20 protein-coding genes are annotated in these 24296 nt (G+C 52.4%); 18 read left to right on the forward strand and 2 right to left on the reverse strand.

Annotated features, from left to right (window positions below):
* The first annotated feature begins 135 nt into the window (after window positions 1-135).
* Both NYE29_RS16340 and NYE29_RS16345 read left to right on the forward strand, forming a co-directional pair.
* Complete coding sequence (locus NYE29_RS16340) at window positions 136-1905, forward strand: sensor histidine kinase (protein ID WP_340896778.1); 1770 nt, start codon at window positions 136-138, stop codon at window positions 1903-1905.
* A complete protein-coding gene (locus NYE29_RS16345) occupies window positions 1880-3577 on the forward strand; it encodes a response regulator (protein ID WP_340896779.1) in 1698 nt (565 codons plus the stop codon). Before NYE29_RS16340 ends, NYE29_RS16345 begins: the two co-directional genes overlap by 26 nt.
* Before the next feature lie 87 nt (window positions 3578-3664).
* Here NYE29_RS16345 and NYE29_RS16350 read toward each other — a convergent pair whose 3' ends face one another.
* Window positions 3665-4492: a TerC family protein gene (locus NYE29_RS16350; protein ID WP_076110770.1), complete on the reverse strand. Its 828-nt coding sequence runs from the start codon at window positions 4490-4492 to the stop codon at window positions 3665-3667.
* Window positions 4493-5156: 664 nt separating this feature from the next.
* On the opposite strand from NYE29_RS16350, the gene nifB reads away from it, so the two are divergent.
* The 14 genes from nifB (at window position 5157) to NYE29_RS16420 (ending at window position 21141) form a co-directional block, all read left to right on the forward strand.
* Window positions 5157-6521, forward strand: a complete 1365-nt coding sequence (gene nifB, locus NYE29_RS16355; RefSeq protein WP_340896780.1) for a nitrogenase cofactor biosynthesis protein NifB — start codon at window positions 5157-5159, stop codon at window positions 6519-6521.
* A 6-nt stretch (window positions 6522-6527) separates the two neighbouring features.
* Window positions 6528-7394: a nitrogenase iron protein gene (nifH, locus tag NYE29_RS16360; protein ID WP_038595941.1), complete on the forward strand. Its 867-nt coding sequence runs from the start codon at window positions 6528-6530 to the stop codon at window positions 7392-7394.
* 136 nt (window positions 7395-7530) lie between these two features.
* A complete protein-coding gene (gene nifD, locus NYE29_RS16365) occupies window positions 7531-8988 on the forward strand; it encodes a nitrogenase molybdenum-iron protein alpha chain (RefSeq protein ID WP_340896781.1) in 1458 nt (485 codons plus the stop codon).
* Window positions 8985-10544: a nitrogenase molybdenum-iron protein subunit beta gene (gene nifK, locus NYE29_RS16370; RefSeq protein ID WP_340896782.1), complete on the forward strand. Its 1560-nt coding sequence runs from the start codon at window positions 8985-8987 to the stop codon at window positions 10542-10544. The genes nifD and nifK overlap by 4 nt, the downstream gene beginning before the upstream one ends.
* 203 nt (window positions 10545-10747) lie before the next feature.
* Complete coding sequence (nifE, locus tag NYE29_RS16375) at window positions 10748-12112, forward strand: nitrogenase iron-molybdenum cofactor biosynthesis protein NifE (RefSeq protein WP_340896783.1); 1365 nt, start codon at window positions 10748-10750, stop codon at window positions 12110-12112.
* Window positions 12102-13430 carry a nitrogenase iron-molybdenum cofactor biosynthesis protein NifN gene (nifN, locus tag NYE29_RS16380; RefSeq protein ID WP_076110766.1) on the forward strand — a complete coding sequence of 443 codons (1329 nt, stop codon included), beginning with the start codon at window positions 12102-12104 and terminating at the stop codon, window positions 13428-13430. The genes nifE and nifN overlap by 11 nt, the downstream gene beginning before the upstream one ends.
* On the forward strand, window positions 13405-13809 hold the full coding sequence (gene nifX / locus NYE29_RS16385) for a nitrogen fixation protein NifX (RefSeq protein ID WP_038595931.1): 405 nt from the start codon (window positions 13405-13407) through the stop codon (window positions 13807-13809). The genes nifN and nifX overlap by 26 nt, the downstream gene beginning before the upstream one ends.
* Window positions 13793-14359, forward strand: a complete 567-nt coding sequence (locus tag NYE29_RS16390) for a DUF269 domain-containing protein (RefSeq protein WP_340896784.1) — start codon at window positions 13793-13795, stop codon at window positions 14357-14359. The genes nifX and NYE29_RS16390 overlap by 17 nt, the downstream gene beginning before the upstream one ends.
* 36 nt (window positions 14360-14395) lie before the next feature.
* Entirely contained in the window at window positions 14396-15148 is a 753-nt protein-coding gene (locus tag NYE29_RS16395; protein ID WP_340896785.1) for a HesA/MoeB/ThiF family protein, read from the forward strand.
* On the forward strand, window positions 15145-16287 hold the full coding sequence (locus tag NYE29_RS16400) for a homocitrate synthase/isopropylmalate synthase family protein (RefSeq protein ID WP_340896786.1): 1143 nt from the start codon (window positions 15145-15147) through the stop codon (window positions 16285-16287). The genes NYE29_RS16395 and NYE29_RS16400 overlap by 4 nt, the downstream gene beginning before the upstream one ends.
* 309 nt (window positions 16288-16596) lie before the next feature.
* The gene (locus NYE29_RS16405) at window positions 16597-17370 is read left to right on the forward strand and encodes a Cof-type HAD-IIB family hydrolase (protein ID WP_076110762.1); all 774 of its coding nucleotides are present in this window, start codon (window positions 16597-16599) and stop codon (window positions 17368-17370) included.
* 157 nt (window positions 17371-17527) lie between these two features.
* Entirely contained in the window at window positions 17528-19219 is a 1692-nt protein-coding gene (locus NYE29_RS16410; protein WP_340896787.1) for a glycoside hydrolase family 13 protein, read from the forward strand.
* A 140-nt stretch (window positions 19220-19359) separates the two neighbouring features.
* The gene (locus NYE29_RS16415; protein WP_076110761.1) at window positions 19360-20094 is read left to right on the forward strand and encodes a class I SAM-dependent methyltransferase; all 735 of its coding nucleotides are present in this window, start codon (window positions 19360-19362) and stop codon (window positions 20092-20094) included.
* Window positions 20095-20136: 42 nt separating this feature from the next.
* Window positions 20137-21141, forward strand: coding sequence for an MBL fold metallo-hydrolase (locus NYE29_RS16420; RefSeq protein WP_340896788.1), 1005 nt, complete (start codon window positions 20137-20139; stop codon window positions 21139-21141).
* A 213-nt stretch (window positions 21142-21354) separates the two neighbouring features.
* Here NYE29_RS16420 and NYE29_RS16425 read toward each other — a convergent pair whose 3' ends face one another.
* Entirely contained in the window at window positions 21355-21954 is a 600-nt protein-coding gene (locus tag NYE29_RS16425; protein WP_340896789.1) for a phosphatidylglycerophosphatase A family protein, read from the reverse strand.
* A 271-nt stretch (window positions 21955-22225) separates the two neighbouring features.
* Between NYE29_RS16425 and NYE29_RS16430 the strand changes: the two genes are divergently transcribed.
* Together NYE29_RS16430 and rph are read left to right on the forward strand one after the other, a co-directional pair.
* Window positions 22226-23350 (forward strand): GerMN domain-containing protein, encoded by a 1125-nt coding sequence (locus NYE29_RS16430; RefSeq protein ID WP_340896790.1) that lies wholly within the window; start codon window positions 22226-22228, stop codon window positions 23348-23350.
* Between the two features lie 186 nt (window positions 23351-23536).
* Window positions 23537-24295, forward strand: coding sequence for a ribonuclease PH (gene rph, locus NYE29_RS16435; protein WP_038595913.1), 759 nt, complete (start codon window positions 23537-23539; stop codon window positions 24293-24295).
* Window position 24296 lies beyond the last annotated feature (1 nt).

A 24296-nucleotide genomic window follows, 5' to 3' on the forward strand; every position in this document is an offset into this window, starting at 1 on the left:
GGCTCCTTGTTAAAAATAAAAAAATGTATACGCTTTACTCAGCAAATCGCCTTTATATTTCCTGCTTTGACTGCTATCGTCCGGAAGGAAGGCGAAGCCATTTCGTGCCAATTTATAATGCAGAGGTTGTTTCTAATGAAATCATTGTCTCTCCGCTGGAACCCCAACTCCATTGTGGTGAAGCTGATCGGCGCTTTCCTGCTGGTCATGTTGCCGTTGTGCGCGATTAGCGTATCCATTACCTACTACAGCTCCAACCAAATGCAGGCTGAAGTGGAGCGGGCGAATGAATCCAAGCTGCATTTCTACTACAGCCATCTGGAATTTGAGCTGCAGAGAATGACCGCACTGGTTACAGAGTATTCGCTGGACGAGGCCTTTTCCACCTTCAGTACCCGTATTCCGATCATGACCCGCTATGAAGTCGATTTCAATCTGAATGAAATTCATACCAAACTCAAGCAAGTTAAAGAGACAAGTCCTTATATCAGTGATGTTGTCTATTATGTACCGCAAATTAAGAAGAGAGTCAGCGCCATGGACGGAATCCGGGATGTTACCAAAGAGGAATGGCAAAGTCTTCTCGGAACGATGGGGAATCTGAACGGGGCTTTATCCAAATATAAGAATGAATTATATCTGCTGCGCAGCAACCCGTTTAATCTGGACAGCAATCTTCCGCCGAATTTTCTGTTGGGGGTAAAACTGTCCTCGGATGAGCTGAAGCGCCGGCTGAAAGAATTTGCAGCATCGGGCGGCAATGACATCACGCTGGCTTTTGGCAGCAGCAATGAATATGTTCTGAGTTCCTCAGAGGAAACACCGAGATTGTTGCAGGGCGTTGCGCCGCAGCCGGGTGAAGATGCCGTAAGTATAGAACGCAGACGAATTGACAACTCTTTCTATTATTCATTATATGACCGCAGCAATAACTTCAGGCTGACCACCAACATTTCCGATACCGTGCTGATGAAGCCCATTCAGGTGTATACCCGGCTGCTGCAGCTGCTCATGGTCGTCTCTGTCATCATTGTTATTCTATTCTCCTTCTGGACCTATAGGACGATTCACCGTCCGATGTCTATTCTGGTCCGCGGATTCAAAAAAGCGGAACAAGGGCAGACCGGATTATACATCACCCATTCCCGGAGGGATGAATTCGGCTACCTATATTCCCGGTTTAACGAGATGCTGAGGCATCTCCATACCCTGATAGAAGAGAATTATGTGCAGCGCATCCGTACGGGAGAGGCAGAACTCAAACATTTGCAATCACAGATTACCCCGCATTTTCTATATAACAGCTTGTTCAGTATTAAGCAGATGGCTGAAGTGGAGAACGTCGAGCTAATCAAAGAATTTTCCGATTATCTGGGTCAGTATTTCCGTTATATGACCCGGGATTTCGCCCAGGAAGTCACCTTGCAGCAGGAGCTTGATCATGCGCTGGTCTATTTGGCTATTCAGCGGATCCGTTTCGGGTCGAGGGTTCAAGCCGAGGTAGAGGAACTCATGCCAACTTGCAGAGGGATCAAGGTTCCGCGTGTTCTGCTGCAGCCGATTATCGAAAATGTGTTCGAGCACGGGCTTCAGCATAAGAGCAGCGGTGGGCTGCTGAGAATGAGCTATGAACAGTCCGGAGACAGGCTGGTCCTCAAAATAGAAGATAATGGCGGGACACTGAGTGAAGACAAGCTTGAACGGCTGCAGAACCAATTGACCCTTCAGGAAGTGAACCAGGTTGAAATTACCGGAATACTCAATGTTAACCAGAGATTACGCATTAAATTTGGCTCTCCATTTGGCCTGAAGGTGGAGAGAAGCCAGCTTGGCGGGCTTGGTGTAAAGGTTATCATACCGATGACAGGAGGCAGTACGGATGCAGCGAATGATGATCGTGGATGATGAGCCGATTATTTTGGACGGGCTGTATGAATTTTTTGCTAAGGCGGATCTCGCCGATCTGGAAATTATCAAGGTGTACTCAGCAGAGCATGCTATAGACTGGCTGAACACCGTCAAGATAGATATTGTGCTGAGTGATATTTGTATGCCGGGAATGGACGGTATGCAGCTTATTCAGGAGATTGTTGACCGCTGGCCGCGCTGCAAGGTGATTCTGCTGACGGGCCATGACGAGTTCAACTATGCGCATCAGGCGATCCGCAATCCTTGCGTGGTGGACTATCTGCTCAAGACCGAAGGAATGGATCAGATTCGTGCAGCTGTTATCCAGACACTGGAACAGATCTCCGAAGAGGAGAACTATTATTCACAGACCCGGTGGTTCCGCGATAAGCTGCCCCGTGCGCTGCCCCAACTGCAGCAGCAGTCACTGCTGGACATTCTGAGACGCACCGAACGGGTGGAAGGGAAAGCTCTGCAGGATGAATTTGATGCCATACAGCTGCCGTTCCAATCTGGCGGGCAGGTGCTGCCGATGATTCTGCGGATTGAAGCCTGGCGCAATGTCGAAACCGCTTCGGACAGGAGCCTGATTCGTTATGCGGTTGCCAATATTGCCGAGGAGCTGTTCAGCGACAAGGCTGAAGTGAAGGCGATTGATCTGGACGCGGGAACGATTGCCTGTTTTGTTCAGTTGAAGCAAGGATTTGCCGGAATGATGCGGGAGAAGGATCTGTGGCCCAAAACGCTACGTTTCGTTCACGGGACGATGGAATCCGTACAGCAAGCCTGTGGTAAATGTCTGCAAATGTCGGTGTCCATTATTGCCGGTGAGCAGCCTGTAGCCTGGTATGAGCTGAATTCGGCCATAAACCGCCTGAGGCTGGCCATTTATGGAAGTCCGGGCCTTGGGATGGAGAAGCTGCTGAAGATTAATGTAAGTGATGCCGGTCCGAGCCCAGTTCAGGTGCAGAACATAGGCGCGTCGGCGGACCTGCTGCTGGATTATTTGAAGCAGCGATTGCAGGAAGGGGATGCAGATTGGAGTCATTCCTTTCGCAAATGGGTGGATGTATGCGGGGAGTGTGGCCCGGAGGACCCTTTTCTGAGATTGAGACTGTTGTCGGGCATCAGCAGCAGTTTGATGCAGATTTTGCAGGAGCTGGGTCTGATGGACGCGGCACGCAATGAAATGGATTTGTCACGGATGCTGCATTTTAATGTCCATTCGCATTGGTCGGAGATCATATCCTTTTACCAGGCTTTTTTTGAATGGATCATTTCCAGCAGAAGCGCTTTCCATAGACATGATGAATCCAATATTCTATCCGTAATCCACCAGTACATCAAATCTCATCTCGCCTACGATTTGTCGCTGACCCGAATTGCCCAGGAAGTCTCGCTGAATCCGTCCTATTTGTCCCGCTGGTATAAGAGGATGACCGGCAAGGGCATATCTGACTACATCCTGGAGAAGAAAGTGGAGCTCAGCAAAGAATTGCTGCTGGGGACTGCCCTGAAAATGCATGAAATTTCAGCTCAGCTCGGGTTCAGCGATCAGCATTATTTCTTCCGTTTCTTCAAAAAAACGGTCGGCTTTACGCCGCAGGAATTCCGGGAGCAGTGGAAGGTTCAGGTGACGTCAGGCAACTGGGTGTTAGAGGATCGTTAATCACAACAAAAGACCGGTCCGGAGTGCAGCGTGTTAGCTGCACCCCCGGACCGGTCTTTGACATCGGTTAAAGAGATAGCTCATTACTTATTTACCAAGCTGTTTATCCACTTCTTTAACCGGATTTTCTCCAACGTTCTCTTCAACTTTGTGGCTGCTCATGAACCATCCCGTAACAGCAATGATAACCAGCACTACATAGAAGGTCGCTTTCCACCAGGTGCTGTGGGCGAAGTCTTCTGACAGAACACCCAGCGACGGGTGAGCCAGGGTAATCACTGCAAGCTTAACCCCTACCCAGCCGACGATGAAGAAGGCAGCAACTTCAAGGCCTGGACGGGAATGCAGCAATTTGACAAAGTAGGAAGCCGCGAAACGCATAATGATCAGTCCGATAAATCCGCCAGCGAAGATGACGAGGAACTGTCCGCCGTCAAGACCGCCGATGTGGCCCAGTCCGCTCGGTGGAAGTGCTACCGCAAGGGCAACCGCTGCGAGGATGGAATCGACTGCAAAAGCGATGTCAGCAACTTCAACCTTTAATACTGTAAACCAAAAGCCGCTTTTCTTCTTATCGACAGCAGCCGATGAGCCGCTCTCAGCAGCTTCGTCAGTGACCGGCTTCTTGAACAGCACTTTTCGGAAAATATGATTCCCCGCGATAAACAATAAGTAGAGTGCGCCGATGGCTTGTACCTGCCAGATATCGACGAGATACGAGATGACAAAAAGTGAACCAAACCGGAAGACAAACGCCCCTGCCAATCCATAAAAGAGGGCTTTTTTACGTTCCTCATCGGGAAGGTGTTTTACCATAATTGCCAGGACAAGTGCGTTGTCTGCGGCGAGTAGTCCTTCCAGTGCTACAAGAACGAGCAATACCCAGCCATACTCCAATAATAATCCCCAATCCATTGCTGTTTCCCCCTCATTTGGATGAACATATTAAAAATAACCCTGCAATACCAATAGTGTAACCAAATTTATATAAAAAAGACCTTTACCAAACAGATTATCCTTTGGAATAAAGGTAACCTGATTGGTAAAGGTCTCGCTAACAATAGTTCATTGCCAATAAAGCCGGAGAATATCCTCATATTCTCGTATTGACGACTTTATTTAACAGCTACTCCCCTTTACGGGATATATTAAATTTTATTGGTTGCAGGATTGATCTAAAAGTATCATATATGACCCGAAGGATAATGTCAATGCCTCCTGAAATTAATTCTCAATGAAAAATGACTGTGATGGAAACGGAAACATGATACATAAATGTTATGTAAGTTAACATGTGTTATGACGAAACTGCAAACATAAGGAAAAATAAGGCTATTTTAGCTTAAACATAATTGACGGTGTTGAGGTTTGAAAATATTATGAGATTAATCAAAGCGGTTGAGTAAGTTTGGAGTTATGAAATATAACATACTAATTCCAATCATGCTTAAAGTCTTCTAAGTGTAAAGATTTCAGGATGTTAAGCTCCGTAAAACAAAGCGGATGCTTCCGAAGCGAGTTTTACTTGAAGCTAAATCAAGGAAGTAATGCTCGTAAAACTTTTAGGAGGTGGGAATTAATGCAGCCGTCGTGTATATCAAATGAAGCAGAGGAGGAGATTAGCCGCCACCCTTGCTACAGCGAGGAAGCCCACCGGTTTTATGCCAGAATGCACATCCCGGTTGCTCCCGCCTGTAACATCCAGTGCAATTACTGCAACCGCAAGTTCGACTGTGTGAATGAGAGCAGGCCGGGCGTGGTCAGTGAGGTGCTGTCGCCGGAGCAGGCGGAACGCAAGGTAAAAGGGGTTGCAGCGCAGCTTATGCAGCTCTCGGTGGTTGGTGTAGCCGGACCTGGAGATCCGCTGGCGAATCCGGAGCAGACCTTCGATACGTTTGCCCGGGTCAAAAGACATGTGCCTGATGTGTCCTTATGCCTTAGCACGAATGGACTTACACTTTACCGTCATGTGGATGAGATTATCGAGCTGGGCATCCGCCATGTCACGATCACCATCAACGCCGTTGATCCTGATGTCGGCCGCGAAATCTATCCTTGGGTATTCGATGAGGGAGTGCGGTACGAAGGGAGAGAAGCGGCGGAGCTGCTGATCAGCCGCCAGCTTCAAGGTCTTGAAATGCTGGCGAAGCTCGGAATTCTGGTTAAGGTCAACTCCATTATGATTCCGGGGGTCAATGATCATCATCTGCCTGCAGTGTCCAAAAGAGTAAAAGAGCTCGGGGCCACACTGCATAATGTAACTCCGCTGATTATCGCGCCGGGCAGCCAGTATGAAGCGGACGGACGCAAAGCGCCCCGTCCCAAGGAATTGCACAATCTGCAGGAGCTGCTTGGGCGTGACGGCATGAAGGTTATGCGCCACTGCCGGCAATGCCGGGCCGATGCCATTGGACTGCTGGGCCAGGACCGCAACCAGGATTTCCCGCTGGAGGCGATGGAGGACGATCCGGCAATCAATGAAGCAGCCAGGGCGCAGTTCCAACATGATCTGGATGCCAAAATCCGCGAGCGCGTCAAAGTGAGGCGAGCAAGACACATGCAGGAGAATGCTCCCAAGATTAGAGTCGCCGTAGCTACTAGAGGCGGTGACAAGGTCAATCAGCATTTTGGGCATGCGACCGAATTCCTGGTGTACGATACCGACGGAGCAGAGGTACAGCTGCTCGGTGTCCGCAAGATCCAGGCGTATTGCCACGGCAAAGCAGACTGCAACGGTGATAAAGCCGCCACGCTGCAGGAAATCATCTCCATTCTTAGTGACTGCCGCATTCTTCTCTGCTCCGGTATCGGCGAAGGCCCACGTGTCAGCCTGAACAAAGCCGGAGTATTGCCTCTCGTCCGCAAAGGTGGAATACAGGAAGCTATTCTCGAAAGCGTCAAGTACAGCTCTTATTTTGAAAATATAAACATTTCGAAGGGATGATGAAAAATGAGACAAATCGCTTTCTATGGTAAAGGCGGTATCGGTAAATCGACAACTTCACAAAACACCCTGGCTCAGCTGGCTACAAAATTCGGACAAAGAATTATGATCGTAGGCTGCGACCCCAAAGCCGACTCCACCCGCCTCATTCTGAATACCAAAGCTCAACAAACCGTGCTTCATCTGGCGGCTGAGCTTGGCTCCGTAGAGGATCTGGAACTGGATGATGTACTGCAAACCGGCTTCGGCGACATCATTAACGTAGAATGCGGCGGACCTGAACCGGGCGTAGGCTGCGCGGGACGCGGGATCATCACGGCAATCAACTTCCTGGAGCAGGAAGGCGCTTATTCCGATCTGGATTTCGTATCCTATGACGTACTGGGCGACGTTGTATGCGGCGGCTTCGCAATGCCGATCCGCGAGAACAAGGCGCAGGAGATTTACATCGTCTGTTCCGGGGAGATGATGGCCATGTACGCTGCCAACAACATCGCACGCGGTATCTTGAAATATGCCACCAGCGGAGGTGTAAGACTGGGCGGTCTGATCTGCAACAGCCGCAACACGGACCGTGAAGACGAGCTCATTATGGAGCTTGCCCGCCGCCTGAATACACAAATGATTCACTTTGTGCCGCGCGACAATGTGGTTCAGCATGCCGAGCTGCGCAGAATGACCGTTGCCCAATATAATCCGGAGCATGCTCAAGCCAAGGAATATGAAATCCTGGCGGAGAAGATTCTGAACAATAAAATGCTGACGATTCCGACCCCAATTACGATGGAAGAGCTGGAGGAACTGCTGATGGAATTCGGCATCATCGAAGACGAAGAAGCAGCCATCCAGAAGCTGCAGGCTTCCGGACAATAAGCGGCAGGCGGGAGTTTACGCGAAATCCGGTGAACGGGAGTGGAGAGACGGCTGATTCACCGGAATTGCTCATTGTGGCACGAGAAGCCACGCAGGCGGCTTAGGCCTCCTGCACCACGAAAAGGAGGGTCAGCAAATGGGACTGGATATCGAGGCGAATAAAAAACTGGTTGAAGAAGTGCTGGAAGCCTACCCCAAAAAAGCGAAGAAAGACCGGGAAAAGCATTTTCAGATCAATACGGAAGAAGCGAAAACCTGCGGCACATGTGCGCTGAAGTCCAATATTAAATCCCGTCCCGGCGTCATGACGCCACGCGGATGCTCCTATGCAGGATCTAAGGGCGTGGTATGGGGACCGATCAAGGATATGGTTCATATCAGCCATGGTCCTATCGGGTGCGGCCAGTACAGCTGGGGGACCCGCCGCAACTATGCCAACGGGACGCTTGGGATCGGCAATTTTACCGCCATGCAGATTACAAGCGATTTCCAGGAGACAGACATCGTGTTCGGCGGGGATAAGAAGCTTGAAGTGATTATGCGTGAGATTACCGAGATGTTTCCGCTCGCCAAAGGGATTTCTGTTCAATCCGAGTGTCCGGTCGGTCTGATCGGCGATGATATTGAAGCAGTATCCAAAAAAATGGCCAAAGAGCTGGAGATGCCGATCGTTCCGGTGCGCTGCGAAGGGTTCCGGGGTGTGAGCCAATCGCTGGGCCATCATATTGCCAACGATGCAATCCGTGACTTCGTGCTCGGCAAAGCTGAACTGGCTGAAACCGGCCCTTATGATGTCAATATTATCGGCGATTATAATATCGGCGGTGATGCCTGGGCTTCCCGTATCCTGCTGGAAGAAATGGGTCTTCGCGTCATTGCCCAGTGGTCCGGCGACGGTACCTTGAATGAGCTGGAAATCGCCCATAAGGCGAAGCTAAACCTGATTCACTGCCACCGCTCCATGAACTACATGGTTGAGCATATGGAGAAGGCCTACGGTATTCCTTGGATGGAATACAACTTCTTTGGCCCTTCCAAAACGTATGAGAGCCTGCGCGCCATCGCCGCTTTGTTTGACGAGACGATCCAGGAGAATTGCGAGAAGATGATCGCGAAGCATAAACCGGAAATGGATGCCATTATTCATAAATTCAGACCGCGGCTGGAAAATAAAAAAGTGCTCCTGATGATCGGCGGTTTGCGTTCCCGCCATACGATCGGCGCTTATGAGGATCTCGGCATGGACATCGTGGCTTCCGGCTATGAATTTGCCCATAAAGATGATTACGAGAAGACCTTTCCGATGATGAAGGAAGGCACGATCATTATGGATGATCCAACGGCGTATGAACTGGAAGAGCTCGCACAGAAAATGAATGTTGACCTTGTGGGCTCGGGGGTTAAGGAGAAATATGTATACCACAAGATGGGGGTTCCGTTCCGCCAAATGCACTCCTGGGATTACAGCGGTCCGTATCATGGCTTCGACGGCTTCAAAATTTTTGCCAAAGACATGGATATGACCGTGAACAGCCCGGTGTGGAATCTGATTAGCAAGAAGGAAAAAGTCCAGGCAGAGGGGGCGAGCATATGAGCAAAGACAGACTGGAGATTCCGGATTATAACTCTTTGTTCTCGGAAGACCGCTTCGTGCAGCAGCGGGAAAATAAAAAGCAGTTTGAAGCGCCCTGCAGCGAGCAGGAAACGGCTGAAGCACTTGCTTACTCTCAATCCGCGGAGTATATGGAGAAGAACTTTAACCGTAAAGCGGTTGTCATCAATCCGCATAAAGCCTGCCAGCCGCTTGGCTCGATCATGGCCGCGCTCGGCTTCGAGAAGACCTTGCCCTTCGTGCACGGTTCGCAGGGTTGCAATTCTTATTTCCGCAGCCATCTAAGCCGTCATTTCAAAGAGCCTACCCCTGCTGTTTCTTCTTCCATGACTGAGGATGCAGCTGTGTTTGGCGGCATGAGCAATCTGATTGACGGGCTGGAGAACAGCATTGCCCTCTACAAACCGGAGATGGTTGCGCTTTGTACGACCTGTATGGCTGAGGTTATCGGTGACGACCTGTCCTCCTTCATCGGCAATGCCCGTCAAAAGGGTGTGATTTCGGAAGACTTCCCGGTTGCTTTCTGCAACACGCCAAGCTTTGTCGGATCACACATCACCGGGTATGATTCGATGCTGAAAGGAATCCTCAGCTATCTGTATGACCGTTCAGGCATCCAGGCTGCTCCGGGAAGCGGCGAAGAAACGGGGGAGAAGCTGAATGTTATGCTTGGCTTTGAGCCATACACCGGCAACTTTGCGGAAATCCGCAAAATTCTGAATGCCTTTGACACCAAATATACGTTCCTTGGCGATCACAGCGGCAACTATGACTCTCCGGCCACGGGAGAATACGAATATTATTACGGTGGAACGAAGCTTGATGATGTGCCTCTGGCCGCTAACGCGCTCGCTACGCTGTCGCTGCAGAAATACACGCTCAAAAAGACGCAGGATTATATCGGCGGAACCTGGAAGCAGCCGATCGCTGCGATATCCACACCGCTCGGCATTACAGGAACCGACAAGCTGCTGGATACCATCAGTGAGCTGACAGGTCTTCCGGTGCCTGCATCGCTTACTGAAGAACGCGGCAGGGTAGTAGATGCCCTTATGGACAGCCACCCTTACATTCACGGCAAGCGGGTGGCACTGGTCGGTGATCCCGACCTGCTCATTGGACTCATCGGGTTCTGTCTGGAAACCGGGATGGAGCCTGTGCATATCGTCTGCTCGAATGGGGATGTGGACTTTAATGATGTGAAATTCAAGGAGGAAGCCGAGGCGCTGCTGGCCTCCAGTCCGTACGGCTCGGAAGCCGCTGTTTATATCGGCAAAGACCTGTGGCATATGCGTTCATTGCTGCTGAACGATCCGGTGGATCTGGCGATCGGCAGCTCGCATCTGAAGTTCGCAGCCAAGGATGCGAATGTGCCGCTGATCCGGGTGGGGTTCCCGATCTTTGACCGTCATCACATGCACCGTTATCCGGTTCTTGGATACCAAGGTGCACTGAATTTGCTCAGTCTGATCGTTAATACTGTTCTGGATGAGCTTGACCGCAACCATTCCGGGTTCAACTTTGATCTGGTACGGTAAGAGAAAACACATGGATTTCTATGAATTTTAAAATAGTTAAGTTCCCGGCGTTCTCGTTTTCCCCGGATATTCGCTCTCCTGTTTCAGGCGAATTCCGGGGAAATGGCAGGCCGGGATTCTTGCAATGAACTATAAATGCTGTTTCATAGATGCAGGATTGCCTGTAGTAAGCATCCACCTTTAACGAAGGAGATGAAGAGCCGATGGACCCTGTGCGAAAAGACGAATTTGATTCCGAGGCTTGCGGGAGCCTCTCCCCCAAATCCAAGCCTTGTCCGCGGCCCAAACCGGGTGAAGCGGCCGGAGGCTGCTCCTTCGACGGAGCCCAAATCACATTGCTGCCGATTATGGATGCCGCACATCTAGTCCATGGTCCGATTGCCTGTGCCGGGAACAGCTGGGAGAGCAGAGGGGCGTTGTCCAGCGGGCCTTCTCTGTCCCAGTATGGCTTTGCTACGGATCTTAATGATTCCGATATTATTTTTGGCGGGGAAAAGAAACTGAAGGAAAGTATCGACTATATTGCCGGGCGCTTTGCGCCTCCGGCAATATTTGTATATTCAACCTGTGTGACGGCTCTGATCGGCGAAGATATGGATGCTGTGTGCAAGGAGGCAGGGGAACGTCTGCATATCCCTGTTATTCCCGTGAACAGCCCGGGTTTTGTCGGCAGCAAGAATCTGGGCAACCGGCTGGCGGGTGATGCTCTGCTGCAGTATGTGATCGGAACAGGTGAACCGGAGCCGGGCACTCCGCTCGGCGTCAATTTGATCGGTGAATATAATATTGCCGGTGAAATGTGGGATATCGAGAAGCTGATGAACAGTGCCGGAATCGCCGTAACCTCGCGTATTACAGGAGATGCCAGATATAAGGAGATTACCTGGGCACACCGTGCCAAGGTGAATATGGTGGTCTGCAGCCGCGCGCTGCTCGGTCTTGCCAAAGAGATGGAGTCGAGATATGGCATCCCTTATTTCGAGGGCTCTTTCTACGGGGCCAAGGAAACGACGTATTCCCTGCGTCAAATGGCTTATCTGATGAATGACCGTGAAATGGAGCGCCGGGTCGACCGTTTGACTGAGCGTGAAGAAAGCCGGCTGGCTATGGATTTGCGTCCGTACCGCAAGCTGCTGAAAGGGAAAAAGGCGGTTCTGTACACCGGCGGCGTTAAAAGCTGGTCCGTGATTTCAGCACTTAAGGAACTGGGTGTTCAGGTGGTTGGAGTCGGCACGAACAAAAGCACAGAGGATGATGTGCGGCGTATTGCCGACCGGGTGGGGGATGACACCGAATATATTCCGGAAGGCGGTGCGAGCCGGATTCTCAAAACTATACGGGAACGTAAAGCTGATATTATGATCGCCGGCGGGCGCAATATGTATGTGGCGATGAAAGAGCAAATTCCCTTTATTGATATCAACCAGGAGAGGCACAAGGCGTACGCCGGGTATGAGGGGCTGCTGCGGCTGGCCAAGGAGCTGACGTATTCCCTGGCGAACCCAATCTGGAAGCTGGCGTCCAGTCCTGCTCCATGGGATAAGGAGGCTCCGCCCTATGACCGTTAACCGGAGAAAAAAGCCCGCCTCGGTCAATCCGATCAAGATTGGCCAATCGCTGGGGGCTGTTCTGGCCCTTCAAGGCTGCTACCGCGCCATGCCGCTGATCCACGGCTCCCAAGGCTGTTCCGCTTTTCCCAAAGCGCTGCTTACCCGGCATTTCCGCGAGCCGATCGCCGTACAGACCTCGGCGCTGCAGGAAATGGATGTTATTTTCGATGCTAACCGCAATTTGGAGGAGGCGCTCAATCTTGTGCTGAGCAAGCACCGGCCCGATATTATCGGCATTGTGGGAACAGAATTGACCGATGTGGCCGGAGTGGACTACCAAAGCCTGCTCAAGATGTATAAGCGGGAACGCAATATGCGCGGCGGGCTGGCGTTCTCCGTCGTGCTGCCCGACTTTCGGGGCTCATTGGAGTCAGGGTTCAGCACTACAGTGGAGGCAATGATCGACGAGATGATCCAGCAGGTTGGACACCGGGGTTCAAGGAATGTGAATACCCGCCAGATTACGCTGCTGCCGGGTTCCTTTCTGACACCTGCAGATGTGATGGAGCTGAAGGAAATGATCTCCTCCTTCGGATTTGACGTTATTGCTGTACCGGATATATCCACCTCGCTGTCCGGCCATCTCCTAACCGGGTTTTCCCCGCTGACCCGAGGCGGTGTGCCGCTGGATTCCATGCTGCAGAGCCTGCAGTCCGGCCTGACGATTGCCGTCGGAGCCAGCATGGAACGTCCGGCCAGGAGGCTGCACAATGCACTGGGCACACCCTACAAGGTATTTAATGGAGCCATGGGGCTCAAGGCAACAGACGAACTGCTGCATTTCCTGCATCAGATCAGCGGCGAGCCGGTGCCGCTCCGATATTGCTGGCAGCGGGAGAATCTGCTTGACAGCATGCTGGATGCGCATTTCCAATTTGCCGGAATGTCGGTGGTGGCCGCGCTGGAGCCGGATCATCTGTATTCCGTCTCAGGCTGGCTTGAGGAGCTGGGCATGGAACAGAAGGCGCTGATTGCATCCTATGAAACTCCGATTGTTGCAGGTATGGAGCGGGAGGTATGGGTAGGTGATCTGGATGATGCTGAGGTTCTCGGAAAAGACGCGGATTTATGGATCAGCAACTCGCATGGGATCGCAGGAGCAGAACGTATTGAAGCTGCATTTCTGGCAGCTGGTTTTCCGGTCTGGAGCGAGCTTGGGGCGTATATGTCCGTTTCGGTCGGCTATAGGGGTGCTATGGAATGGAGTAATAAAGCTGGGAATTTGTTGATGCGAAGGGAGGCTGAGCGCCGTGAAGGTAGCGTTCGCCACAGATGACGGAAACCGTGTAAATGCCCATTTCGGGCAAAGCCCAATGTTCGCTGTTTACAATGTGGCCAAAAATGGCGGAGAGCTCTTGGAGCTGCGCAAGCTCCCTGCCCTGCTCAATGAGGATGAAGCAGGCAGGATCGACAGCCGCCTGGAGGCGATAGGTGATTGTACCCTGATCTTCATTATGCAGATCGGGGCCTCCGCAGCGGCGAGGGTCACCCGCCGCAAGATTATGCCGGTGAAGGTACCCTTTGGCAGTCCGATTGATGAGCAGGTGAAACGGCTGGTGGAAATGCTTCAGGGCAAACCGCCTATGTGGCTGGCTAAGGTGCTGCGGGCGGAAGAAGAAGGCGAAGGGGAGGGAGTAGATGGAACCCATGGCTAAGACGAACATTAGTCTGTCAGGAGGGACGGCTCAAGAAGGCGCGGCAGTACAACGCCGCAGCCGCTCCAGCCACAAGCCGCTGGATCAGGATACGGCGGATGCTTTTGTCCGGCGGTTATGCCATCTGCTGGATACGGAGGACTTCTTTGGCAAATACGCTTCCTTTACGCCGCAGGCAAAGATTGCCAAGCAGTTTCTGGCTTCCGCTGAGGACAAAAGCAAGTCGGAATTCAACTGTGCCGTATCTCCGGAAGTGCGGCATCAGGTGCCGCTTGTCTTTCAGGCCGTCGCCGGCGTGATGGAAGAAAAAAGCGGCGTTATCGTACAGAGCACCGCCGAGATTAATGGAGAAGGCTTCGGGCGCGGACTGCTGTACACCGGCCGGGTGATCCTCGTTCTCAAAAGCCTGCGGGCCGGTTTCCCCTTTCCGTTCACGGCGGAAGAGAAGCTGATCCGTTACGGGGTGGAGTGTGTGGAGGAAGGGCTGGATTTTTTGCATAAATATAAGGAAATTACCGCCCTGCACGGTTTGCTAAGCCTGGAGGGCTAGCCAGTAAATGAATATCAGTCACAGGGGGAGACAGGGATGGAGCAGCTTGCCGGAGGTTTGGAGCTGGAACGGTATGCCCGGCAGCTGAAGCTGCTTGGAGAAAGCGGACAGCAGGCGCTGAAGGAAGCGACGGTTATGGTGGCCGGAATCGGCGGACTTGGAGGAACGGCCGCACTGTATTTGGCGGCGGCTGGTGTCGGCAAGCTTATTTTGGCCCATGAGGGAATCGTCCTTGCACCGGATCTCAACCGGCAGATTCTTATGGACAGCGATCACCTGGGTATGGAACGGATAAGCACGGCGGCAGCGCATCTGAAGCGGCTGAATCCGCATGTGGAGATCGAAGGGCATAATTCCAAAATTGAATATGAGATTGCCAAACCCTGGGTAGAGAGCGCCGATATTGTGATTGACGCCCGCTATGATTTTCCGGAGAGATATGCGTTGAACCGCATTTGTGTGGATACCGGGACGCCCATGGTGGAAGCTGCGATGTATGGCTTTGAAATTTCGCTTACCACTGTCGTTCCCGGGGAAACGCCCTGCCTGGAATGCCTATATCCAGATCTGCAGCCGCAGTGGGAACCGTTCGGGTTTCCTGTTTTGGGAGCTACGTCCGGAATTGCGGGTTGTTTGGCAGCACTGGAAGCCGTAAAATGGATTACAAGGGTAGGGACAACTTATGCGGGCGTAATGCATCGCTTCAGCTCACTCGACTTCGCCTGTTACAGCGTTGGGCTTACCCGTAATCCGAATTGCGCTTGCTGCGGAGAAGGAGGTAAACCGTGAAAAGTCTCAAGCTATGTGACACGACACTTAGGGATGGTGAACAGGCGGCTGGAGTTTCATTCACGAGGGCGGAAAAGCTGGAAATCGCAAAGTTGCTGTCGGAGTGCGGAGTAGAGCAAGCGGAGGTAGGCATTCCTGCCATGGGCAAGCGGGAGCAGGAGGATATTGCGGCAATCGCCGAACTGGGGCTTCCTATGAAGCTTATGACCTGGAACCGCTCGGTCCTTGGCGATATCGACAAGGCGCGCAGTACCGGAGTGAACTGGAGCCATGTGTCCATTCCGGTCTCGGAGATTCAGCTTCAGGGCAAGCTTGGGCTGACGCCGGCTGAAGGGTTGAACAAGCTGCTTCGTGCGGCGGAGCATGGACTTAGGCTGGGGATGACGGTGTCGGTAGGGATGGAGGACTCCTCCAGAGCGAATATGGACTTCCTGGTTGGATTGGTGAACAGCCTGTATAAAGAAGGAATCCGCTGGTTCCGTTATGCGGATACCGTATCTGCCCATCATCCCGGGCAGATGACGGAGCGGGTAAGCACGCTGCTGGGGGCGGTTCCCGCGGATGTGGAGCTGGAAGTGCACTGCCATAATGACTTCGGGCTGGCATGCGCCAACACACTTAGCGGCATTGCCGCAGGTGCGGTTTGGGCCAGCACCACCGTAGCCGGCATCGGCGAACGCACGGGCAACGCGGCCATGGAGGAAGTCGCCATGGCCTGGCGGCATTTGTACGGCGGGGAGAGCGGTGTGCGGATGGATCTGCTCAAGGGTTTGGCGGATAAGGTTATTGCCGCCTCCGGGCGCAGTGTCGGCGATGCGAAGCCGATTGTGGGGCAGCTGGCATTTACGCATGAGTCGGGAATCCATGTGGACGGGCTGATGAAGGAGAAAAGCACGTATCAGACCTTTGATCCTGCGGAGGTGGGGCGGACGCACCGCTTCGTGCTGGGCAAACATTCTGGAAGCAATGGTGTAGTCCATGTGCTGGAACAGAGAGGACTTGAGGTGAACGCCGACACGGCGGGGCGTTTGCTGGAACGGGTCCGCGTATATGCGGAGTCCAGAAAAGACACCGTTCCGGAGTATTTGCTGGTGCAGTGGCTGATGGAGGAACAGCAGCGGGCCCAGAATGCGGTTTGAGCACCTGGAGCAAGTGATGAAGCAAGCAGCGTTCCGCTTCCTTTGTGGAGGCGGAACGCTGCTTGCTTTTTTTGGAAATATAAGAATTTATATGTTTCACACGATAACTTATCCTTCTATTTCTCGCTGAAACGGTACCGTCCTTAAAAAGGACGGCGAAGCCGTTTCCACTTGCGAGTACTCTTGTTCAGAAGGCTTCTGTGCTGTGAAAAGAGCTGCGTTTATTGTTGAAAACTTGCATAGCTTACTGTAAGCAACTACAATCTGAGCAGGATAGATTCATAGAGAAAGCAAGAAGAATGGAGAGCCATGACTACAAAGACGATTTTTTTTGATATTGACGGTACGATTTATGATGAGGATAAGCAGGTGCCTGCCTCCACCAAGGAAGCTATCGCGGAGCTCCAGCGACTGGGCCATCATGTGGCCATCGCTACAGGGAGAGCCTCCTACATGTTTGAGGATCTGCGGGAAGAGCTGGGGATCGATTCGTATGTTTCGCTTAACGGGCAATATGTTGTTTTTGAGGGGGAAGTGATTTACCGCAATCCGCTGGATACGGCTGCCTTGAAGGAGCTTACGCTGTTCGCCGAGAAGCAGGATCAGCCGGTAGCCTATATTGATGCCATTGACATGAAGGTGAATGTTGCGGAGCATGAGTATATTCAGACAAGCTTAGGATCGCTGAAGCTGGCCTTTCCGACGCATGACGCGGAGTATTTTCTGCTGAATGAAATTTATCAGGCGATGATCTTTTGCCCGAAGGAGAGCCAGGACATGTACGCGGAAGCCTACCCCGGCTTCAAATTTATCCGCTGGCATCCGCTCTGTATGGATGTTCTGCCCGGCAACGGCTCGAAGGCTAACGGCATTGCCCAAATGATGAAGCATCTCGGGGTGAAGAAGGAAGATATTTATGCTTTTGGTGATGGCCTCAATGATGTAGAGATGCTGCAATTTGTCGGTCATGGCATCGCGATGGGCAATGCGGAGGATGAGGTTAAGGCCGTGGCTCCATATGTCACCAAGCATGTCAGCGAGAACGGAATTTATGAAGGATTAAAGATGGTGGGTTTGCTGTAGGTTAGGGATTTTTACAGAATCAATATATAAAACCATTTGTTATCGTCTTCCTCCAGTGTGGTTAAGATATATTAATATGTCCGGGCGAAGCCGCGCCGGTTTCGCAAGAGATCAGGATCTTAAACTACAGGAATTGAAGGAAGCGGAGGGAACCGGAGTGAACCCTAAATGGTGGAAAGAAAGCGTTGTGTACCAGATTTATCCGATCAGCTTTATGGACAGCAACGGTGACGGCATTGGCGATCTGAGAGGAATTATTTCCAAGCTCGATTACCTGCAGAATCTGGGGGTCGATGTCATCTGGGTCTGTCCGATTTATAAATCGCCAAATCATGACAACGGCTATGATATCAGTGATTACTGCGACATTATGAAGGAATTCGGGACGATGGATGATTTTGACCGGCTGCTCAGTGAGATGCATTCGCGCGGCATGAAGCTGATGATGGATCTGGTGCTGAATCATACCTCCCATCAGCATCCGTGGTTTATTGAATCGCGAAGCTCGAAGGATAATCCCAAACGGGATTTTTATATATGGAGAAAAGGCAAAAACGGCGGTCCGCCAAACAACTGGGAATCGTATTTCAGCGGTACGGTCTGGGAGCTGGATCCGGTGACGGACGAGTATTATCTCCATCTGTATTCCAAATATCAGCCGGATCTGAACTGGGAAAATCCCGTGGTAATTGACAAGCTGCATGAAATGGTGCAGTGGTGGCTGAAAAAAGGGGTCGACGGGTTCCGGTTTGACGCGATCGCCCACATCGTGAAGGCGGAGGGTTACCCTGATGCGCATAATCCGGGCGGAGCGCCTACAGTGCGCGCCTATGATATGTTCTCTAACCTGTCGCATGTGCACACGCTACTGCAGAATTTGCACGATCAGGTGCTGTACTTCTACGATATTATGACGGTTGGCGAAACCTCGGGCCTCGGGCCGGAGCAGGCGCTGGATTATGTCGGGGACGGACGCCGGGAGCTGAACATGACCTTTCAGTTTGAACATATGAATCTGGATGCCGCCTCACCGGGCGGAGGCAAGTGGGATGTAGTTCCCTGGCGCCTGACAGAGCTCAAAAAAATCATCAGCAACTGGCAGACCGTCCTGCATGACCGGGGCTGGAACGCCAATTATTTATGCAATCATGACCAGCCGCGTTCGGTATCGAGGTTTGGCGACGATCTCTTCTACCGTGTTCCTTCGGCCAAAATGCTGGCCACCTTTATTCATATGCTGGAGGGTACGCCTTACATTTATCAGGGTGAAGAAATCGGCATGACGAATGTGGCCTTTGAATCAATCGACGAATACCGGGATGTGGAAACGCTCAATTATTATGAGGAAAAGCGTTCAAACGGCGTACCCGAAGCCGACATTATGGCCGCCATACACAAAAAAAGCCGGGACAACGCCCGCACGCCGATGCAATGGGATGATGGAGAAGAAGGGGGCTTCACGACCGGTGTGCCTTGGATCAGAGTGAACTCCAATTTCAAGGAAATAAATGCGGTTAGTGCAGTCAAAGACCCCGATTCAATTTTTAACTACTATAAAAAGCTGATTGAGCTGCGGAAAAATCATCAGGTGATCATTTATGGTGAATATGGACTGTTGCTGGAGGAGCATCCGGAGATTTATGCCTACACCCGTACGCTGGAGGAGCAGCGGCTGCTGGTGATTTTGAATTTTTATGGCCAGGAGCCGGTGTTCGAGCTTCCGGGTGAATTCCAGCCGGAGAAGCTGGAGCTGCTGATCTCCAATTATGCCCCCTCCAAAGAGGAGGATCTAAGAAACCTGAAGCTTCGTCCTTATGAGGCAAGGGTATATCTGCAGCGTCAACGTTGAAAAAGCAGAGAGTTGCCATGGCGCGGGAAGTATGGCGAAATGGCGACTCTTTTTTGAGTTTGCCGGCAAAAGGGGTTACAATTGCGGTACATTAGCATACATAGAGAGGTTTTTGCAGGTGCTGAGGGAGGAGAGAAATCATGAGTGAGTGGTATGAAGAGAGCTTTGGAGAAGACTATTTAATTGTCTACAGACACAGGGACTTCGGAGGGGCACGCCGCGAAGTGGAAAAGATGATCGACTGGCTTGCGCTTCCCCATGGCGCCAAAGTGCTGGATCTCTGCTGCGGGATGGGGCGTCATTCGCTGGCACTCTCGGAGGCCGGGTACGAGGTTACCGGTGTAGATTTATCCGAGGCGTTGCTGAGGGAGGCGCGTTCCCAGAAGGGAGCCGGATCGGTGACCTGGGTGCGCTCCGATATGCGGAAGCTGCCGCTGGATGGCGGTTTTGACGCGGTGGTTAACCTGTTTACTTCCTTCGGTTATTTTGAGGAGGATGAGGAACAGGTGAAGGTGCTGCGGGAAATTCACCGGATGCTTAAGCCGGGCGGCAAGTTTATTATAGATTTCCTTAACCCTGCTTATGTAATCCGCCATCTTGTACCACATTCCATTCGTGAGGATGGAGACAATCTCATTGATGAGTCACGCCGGATCGAAAACGGTTATGTGATGAAAGACATTATTCTTACCTCCAAAACAGATCAGACGCCCCGCCGCTACCATGAACGGGTAAAGCTCTATTCGCTGGAACAGTTCAGCAAGATGATCGCAGCCGCAGAACTGCGCCTCGAAGCTGTGCATGGCTGCTACGATGAAAGCGACTATGATGCAGAAAGCTCAACCCGGATGATCTTCCGGGGGATCCGGACTTAGATGGTTTCGGGAAGAAGACTTAGAGGAGGCGGCGAAGATTCCATGCGAAAGCCGGAAATCAAGATAAGGGACAGCGGCATTATCCAGATTTCGGTGCCGATGGCCCCGCCGCTGCGCCAGGTGAACAGCTATCTATTGCCAGACCGGGACGGCAACTATACGGTGATCGACCCCGGCCCGCATACGCTTGAGGCGGAGCTGGCTTGGCAGGAGGTTGTGCAGGAGCTGGACTTCTCTTGGGACAAGGTGCGCAGTGTTGTCGTCACACACCACCATCCTGACCATTACGGACTGGCCGGCTGGATGCAAGCCCGCAGCGGCAGCAAGGTGTGGATATCGGAACGGGCTCATGCGGAAGCCCGGATGACCTGGGGAGCGGAGGCCACTCTCAACGAGACGCTGCCGCTCCAGTTCCTCCGGCATGGAATGCCGGAGCATTTGATTCAGGGGATCAGGGAGCATCTGGCGGGCTTCCTTCCCGAGGTAACCCCGCAGCCGGAGGTTACCTATATAAATGCTGCCACCCCTTTTCCTATGGGGGACCGTGAGTGGCAGCCGCTCGTTACCGGCGGGCATGCGCCGGGACATGTGTCGTTTTATCACGGCGGCAGCGGGCTTATGCTCTGCGGCGATGCTGTGCTGCCGCAAATCTCGCCCAATGTCAGCCTGCAGTCCGGCAGCGATCCGCAGCCGCTGCTGACCTTCATGGAGGGGCTGCGTGCGCTGCGCAGCTACCCGGTGGCGATGGCGTTCCCGGGGCACCGGGAACCGTTCGCCGGCTTTGCGGAGCGGCTTGACAGCCTGCTCCGCCATCACGAGGAGCGGCTGGATGCCACAGCCGCCCTGCTGGGTGAAGGCCCGCTGAGCGGATTCGCCGTCTGCGAGGCTATGTTCCGCAGCCGCGTAACCAGTGCGCATCAGCTGCGCTTTGCCATGGGCGAGACGCTGGCGCATCTCGCCGAGCTGGTGCGACGGGAGCGGGCGGCAGTAGTGGAGCCCGCTCCCGGGACGGGTGGCAGCGTGCTGTTCGCTGCTCTGAACCCGTAGAGCTGCTTTAAGCTCAAGCGGCTGCAGGATATTGCCGCGCGCGGAGTGAAGAGGGCGGGGCTGGCGGGAATAAGCAAGCTATAGCGCAACAAAGCAAATAGAGAACAATACTTAAAGCCATGACACAGAGTGAGCGCGATATTTCCGCTGCACTGTGGCATGGCTTTTTATAGTTGCTGCTATTCTCAAGGGACTTGTATTAATCCCTGATCCTCACTCCGGCAAGTCGCTGCCAGCCGCTGGTTTCTTGGCAACTTCTTCAACATCCTCGGGTGCATGGGGCAGGCCAAGCTCCTGTTCGCGTTCGGCTTGTTTCCGGTGGGCGATACGGCTGCTGGCGGCAGCGGCTACAGCGCCTACGATGTCATCCAAGAACGTATGGATCTCTCCGGTCGTTTTGTCATTGAGCCGTTCGAGCACGCCGGGCTTCAGTTTATCTACATAACCATAATTGGTGAAGCCTATGCTTCCGTACACATTCACGATGGAAAAAGCGAGGATTTCATCGACGCCGTACAATCCTTCATCGTTCTCAATCATGTCCTGCAGCGGGGTAAGCAGCTTGCCTTCCTCTGCCAGCACATCCAGCTGGATACCGGTCAGCACCGCATTCTGCACTTCACGTTTGCTGAGTACCATCTCAACGTTATGGACACATTCCTCCATCGTCAGATTCGGATAATATTTCTTTTGCAGGAGCATGACCAGCTCGGCAATTTCTGTAACGGTCACTCCGCGTTTGTGCATCCAGACTTTAGTTGCTTCCGCAACGGCCTTGCTGTTGAGACTGTAAGGGATTTTTGCATCAGCCATCATCTGTCACCTCATAGTAAGTAGTAGTTTTATTGCCTCTTATCATTTCCTTTTCTTTCCCTTCGAAAAAATCTGAAGGTAGTGAGATTGTACAGATTCTGGCAGTCAATGTCCAGCAGGTGCACTATTTCTGTGAAGTGGAAGTGTAGTGATTTCCCTGCCAATTATTTTACGGCCAATAATTTAGGATAAGCCGTTGTTATTTTTTGGACAGAGGGCTCGTATACATAGCAGTACAATCTGGTATTAACCTTGAAAGGGGTAATTATTGATGAAACATATGAAGCAAATCCGCAATCTTTCGGCGGTTTGTCTGCTGACGGTTCCACTTGCACTGTCCGGCTGCGGTCTGTTTGGCTCAGAGTCGGCAGCGGTTGATCCGCCGCCGGGAGAAGTTGAGGCGCAAATGCTGGAGGTTAGCGGAACTACCGAGCTGGATTCCGGGGTGTTCGCACCGGTTGCCCCGGAAGAAAAAGAAGCTGTAGCTGATAAGGATGCCGAAGCAGCCCCACCGGCAGAGGCCGGGGAGCGGACAACCGTCTTTCTCGAAGATGGCAACGGATTGCTTGCCCCTGTATCGCTTAGCCTGCCGAAAGGCGAGAGCTCTGCCATGCTGAAGGATTCGCTCACGGCACTGGTCAGCAAGGGAGCCTACGCTTCGTCTTTGCCGGAAGGTTTTCAGGGTGTGCTTCCTGCCGGTACGGAAGTGAAGAGTGTCTCCGTGGATAAAGATAAGCTGGCCGTTGTCGAGTTCAACTCTACCTTTAACGACTACGATCCGCTGGAGGAGCGCAAAATTCTCGAAGCAATTACCTGGACATTAACCGGCCAGGAGGGCATTAAGGGTGTGCAGCTCTGGGTTGAAGGCAAGAAATTGACGGAAATGCCGCTGCTCGGCATCCCGCTGGACCGCGCGCTGACACGCAGCATGGGCATTAATCTGCCGAAGCATGGAACACCGCTGATGAATTCCAGCGCAGTTACGGTTTATTTTTCCGCTGCAGCCCCTGATGGCGTTCATCAGTATTATGTGCCTGTAACCCGGTTTGTACCCGCGGGAGAAGAGCCGCTGAAAGCAGCCTTGAACGAATTGATTGCCGGACCGGAATCCGGAAACGGACTGGAGATGGTAATGACCCAGGAAACTGTGCTCGACTCGGTGAAAGCGGGGCAGAATGGTGTAGTTACAGTCTCTTTGACCGACGATATGTTTGCGGACAGCAAAAATGTTCCCAATGAGTTTCTGGAATCCGTAGTGCTGACAGTCGCGCAAAATGCCGAAGATGCTCCGGTCCAGATTCGCCTGAACGGCAAGGAGACAGTCACCGGAAGCAATAATGTTGATTACGGCAAGCCGGTTTCCGCTCCGGAATATGTGAACGAGCTGCCGTTATAAAATGCATCCGGCAGGCTGAAAAGATGCTTTTGTGCCTACTCTTTGGTAGAATAAAGTTTGCCAAGCAGAAACGGATAACGTCCTTAACCGGGGTGTTATCCGTTTCTGCGGAAATCTAAGAATGCAGTGATTTCCGGCAGGCAGCACACAAACTTTAGCTACACAAAGATGCAGGAGGCAGAAAACATGAGATCAAACGGACGTAACGACGACGGGCTCCGGCCGCTGACAATAACAACCCAAACGAATAAATATGCGGAGGGTTCCGTAATCATTGAGATGGGGGACACCAAAGTTATCTGTACGGCAACGGTGGATGAGAAGGTCCCGCCTTTTCTTAAAGGACAAGGCAAGGGATGGGTGACCGCCGAATATTCCATGCTTCCCCGGGCCACGCAGACACGCAACCAGCGTGAAGCGGCGCGCGGCAAGCTTACCGGGCGGACGATGGAAATTCAGCGTCTGATTGGCCGGGCGCTGCGTTCTGTTGTTAATTTGCAGGCGCTCGGCGAGCGCAGCATTACGCTGGACTGCGATGTGATTCAAGCGGACGGAGGCACACGGACGGCTTCCATTACGGGTGCTTTTGTAGCGATGGCCTTTGCGATCAACAAAATTGCGCTCCAGCACAAGCTGAGCGTATTCCCGATTACGGACTATCTGGCGGCAATCAGCGTCGGTGTGGTTGGCGACAAAACGTTGCTGGATTTGAACTATGAAGAGGATTCCAAAGCCAAGGTCGATATGAATGTGGTCATGACGGGCGGAGGCGCTTTTGTGGAGGTGCAGGGCACCGGCGAAGAGCGGCCGTTCACCCGCCAGGAGCTGGACCAGCTCCTGGGCTTGGGCGAGAAGGGGATTTACGAGCTGATCGCCGTGCAAAAAGAAGTGCTAGGTCCCATCGCCCTCAAAATACCGTCCGGCCAGCCAGGCCAAGAGGTGTAGT

Origin of the sequence: Paenibacillus sp. FSL M7-1046 (assembly GCF_038007405.1) — a bacterium.
GTDB lineage: Bacteria > Bacillota > Bacilli > Paenibacillales > Paenibacillaceae > Paenibacillus_AQ.

Coding starts and splice junctions, on each gene's coding strand:
- NYE29_RS16390 (WP_340896784.1), top strand. CDS start 13,793: ATGGAACCCATGGCTAAGACGAACATTAGTCTGTCAGGAGGGACGGCT.
- NYE29_RS16350 (WP_076110770.1), bottom strand. CDS start 4,492: ATGGATTGGGGATTATTATTGGAGTATGGCTGGGTATTGCTCGTTCTT.
- NYE29_RS16405 (WP_076110762.1), top strand. CDS start 16,597: ATGACTACAAAGACGATTTTTTTTGATATTGACGGTACGATTTATGAT.
- NYE29_RS16415 (WP_076110761.1), top strand. CDS start 19,360: ATGAGTGAGTGGTATGAAGAGAGCTTTGGAGAAGACTATTTAATTGTC.
- NYE29_RS16425 (WP_340896789.1), bottom strand. CDS start 21,954: ATGGCTGATGCAAAAATCCCTTACAGTCTCAACAGCAAGGCCGTTGCG.
- nifH (WP_038595941.1), top strand. CDS start 6,528: ATGAGACAAATCGCTTTCTATGGTAAAGGCGGTATCGGTAAATCGACA.
- NYE29_RS16420 (WP_340896788.1), top strand. CDS start 20,137: ATGCGAAAGCCGGAAATCAAGATAAGGGACAGCGGCATTATCCAGATT.
- nifD (WP_340896781.1), top strand. CDS start 7,531: ATGGGACTGGATATCGAGGCGAATAAAAAACTGGTTGAAGAAGTGCTG.
- nifK (WP_340896782.1), top strand. CDS start 8,985: ATGAGCAAAGACAGACTGGAGATTCCGGATTATAACTCTTTGTTCTCG.
- NYE29_RS16395 (WP_340896785.1), top strand. CDS start 14,396: ATGGAGCAGCTTGCCGGAGGTTTGGAGCTGGAACGGTATGCCCGGCAG.
- NYE29_RS16345 (WP_340896779.1), top strand. CDS start 1,880: ATGCAGCGAATGATGATCGTGGATGATGAGCCGATTATTTTGGACGGG.
- nifE (WP_340896783.1), top strand. CDS start 10,748: ATGGACCCTGTGCGAAAAGACGAATTTGATTCCGAGGCTTGCGGGAGC.
- rph (WP_038595913.1), top strand. CDS start 23,537: ATGAGATCAAACGGACGTAACGACGACGGGCTCCGGCCGCTGACAATA.
- NYE29_RS16430 (WP_340896790.1), top strand. CDS start 22,226: ATGAAACATATGAAGCAAATCCGCAATCTTTCGGCGGTTTGTCTGCTG.
- nifB (WP_340896780.1), top strand. CDS start 5,157: ATGCAGCCGTCGTGTATATCAAATGAAGCAGAGGAGGAGATTAGCCGC.
- nifN (WP_076110766.1), top strand. CDS start 12,102: ATGACCGTTAACCGGAGAAAAAAGCCCGCCTCGGTCAATCCGATCAAG.
- NYE29_RS16340 (WP_340896778.1), top strand. CDS start 136: ATGAAATCATTGTCTCTCCGCTGGAACCCCAACTCCATTGTGGTGAAG.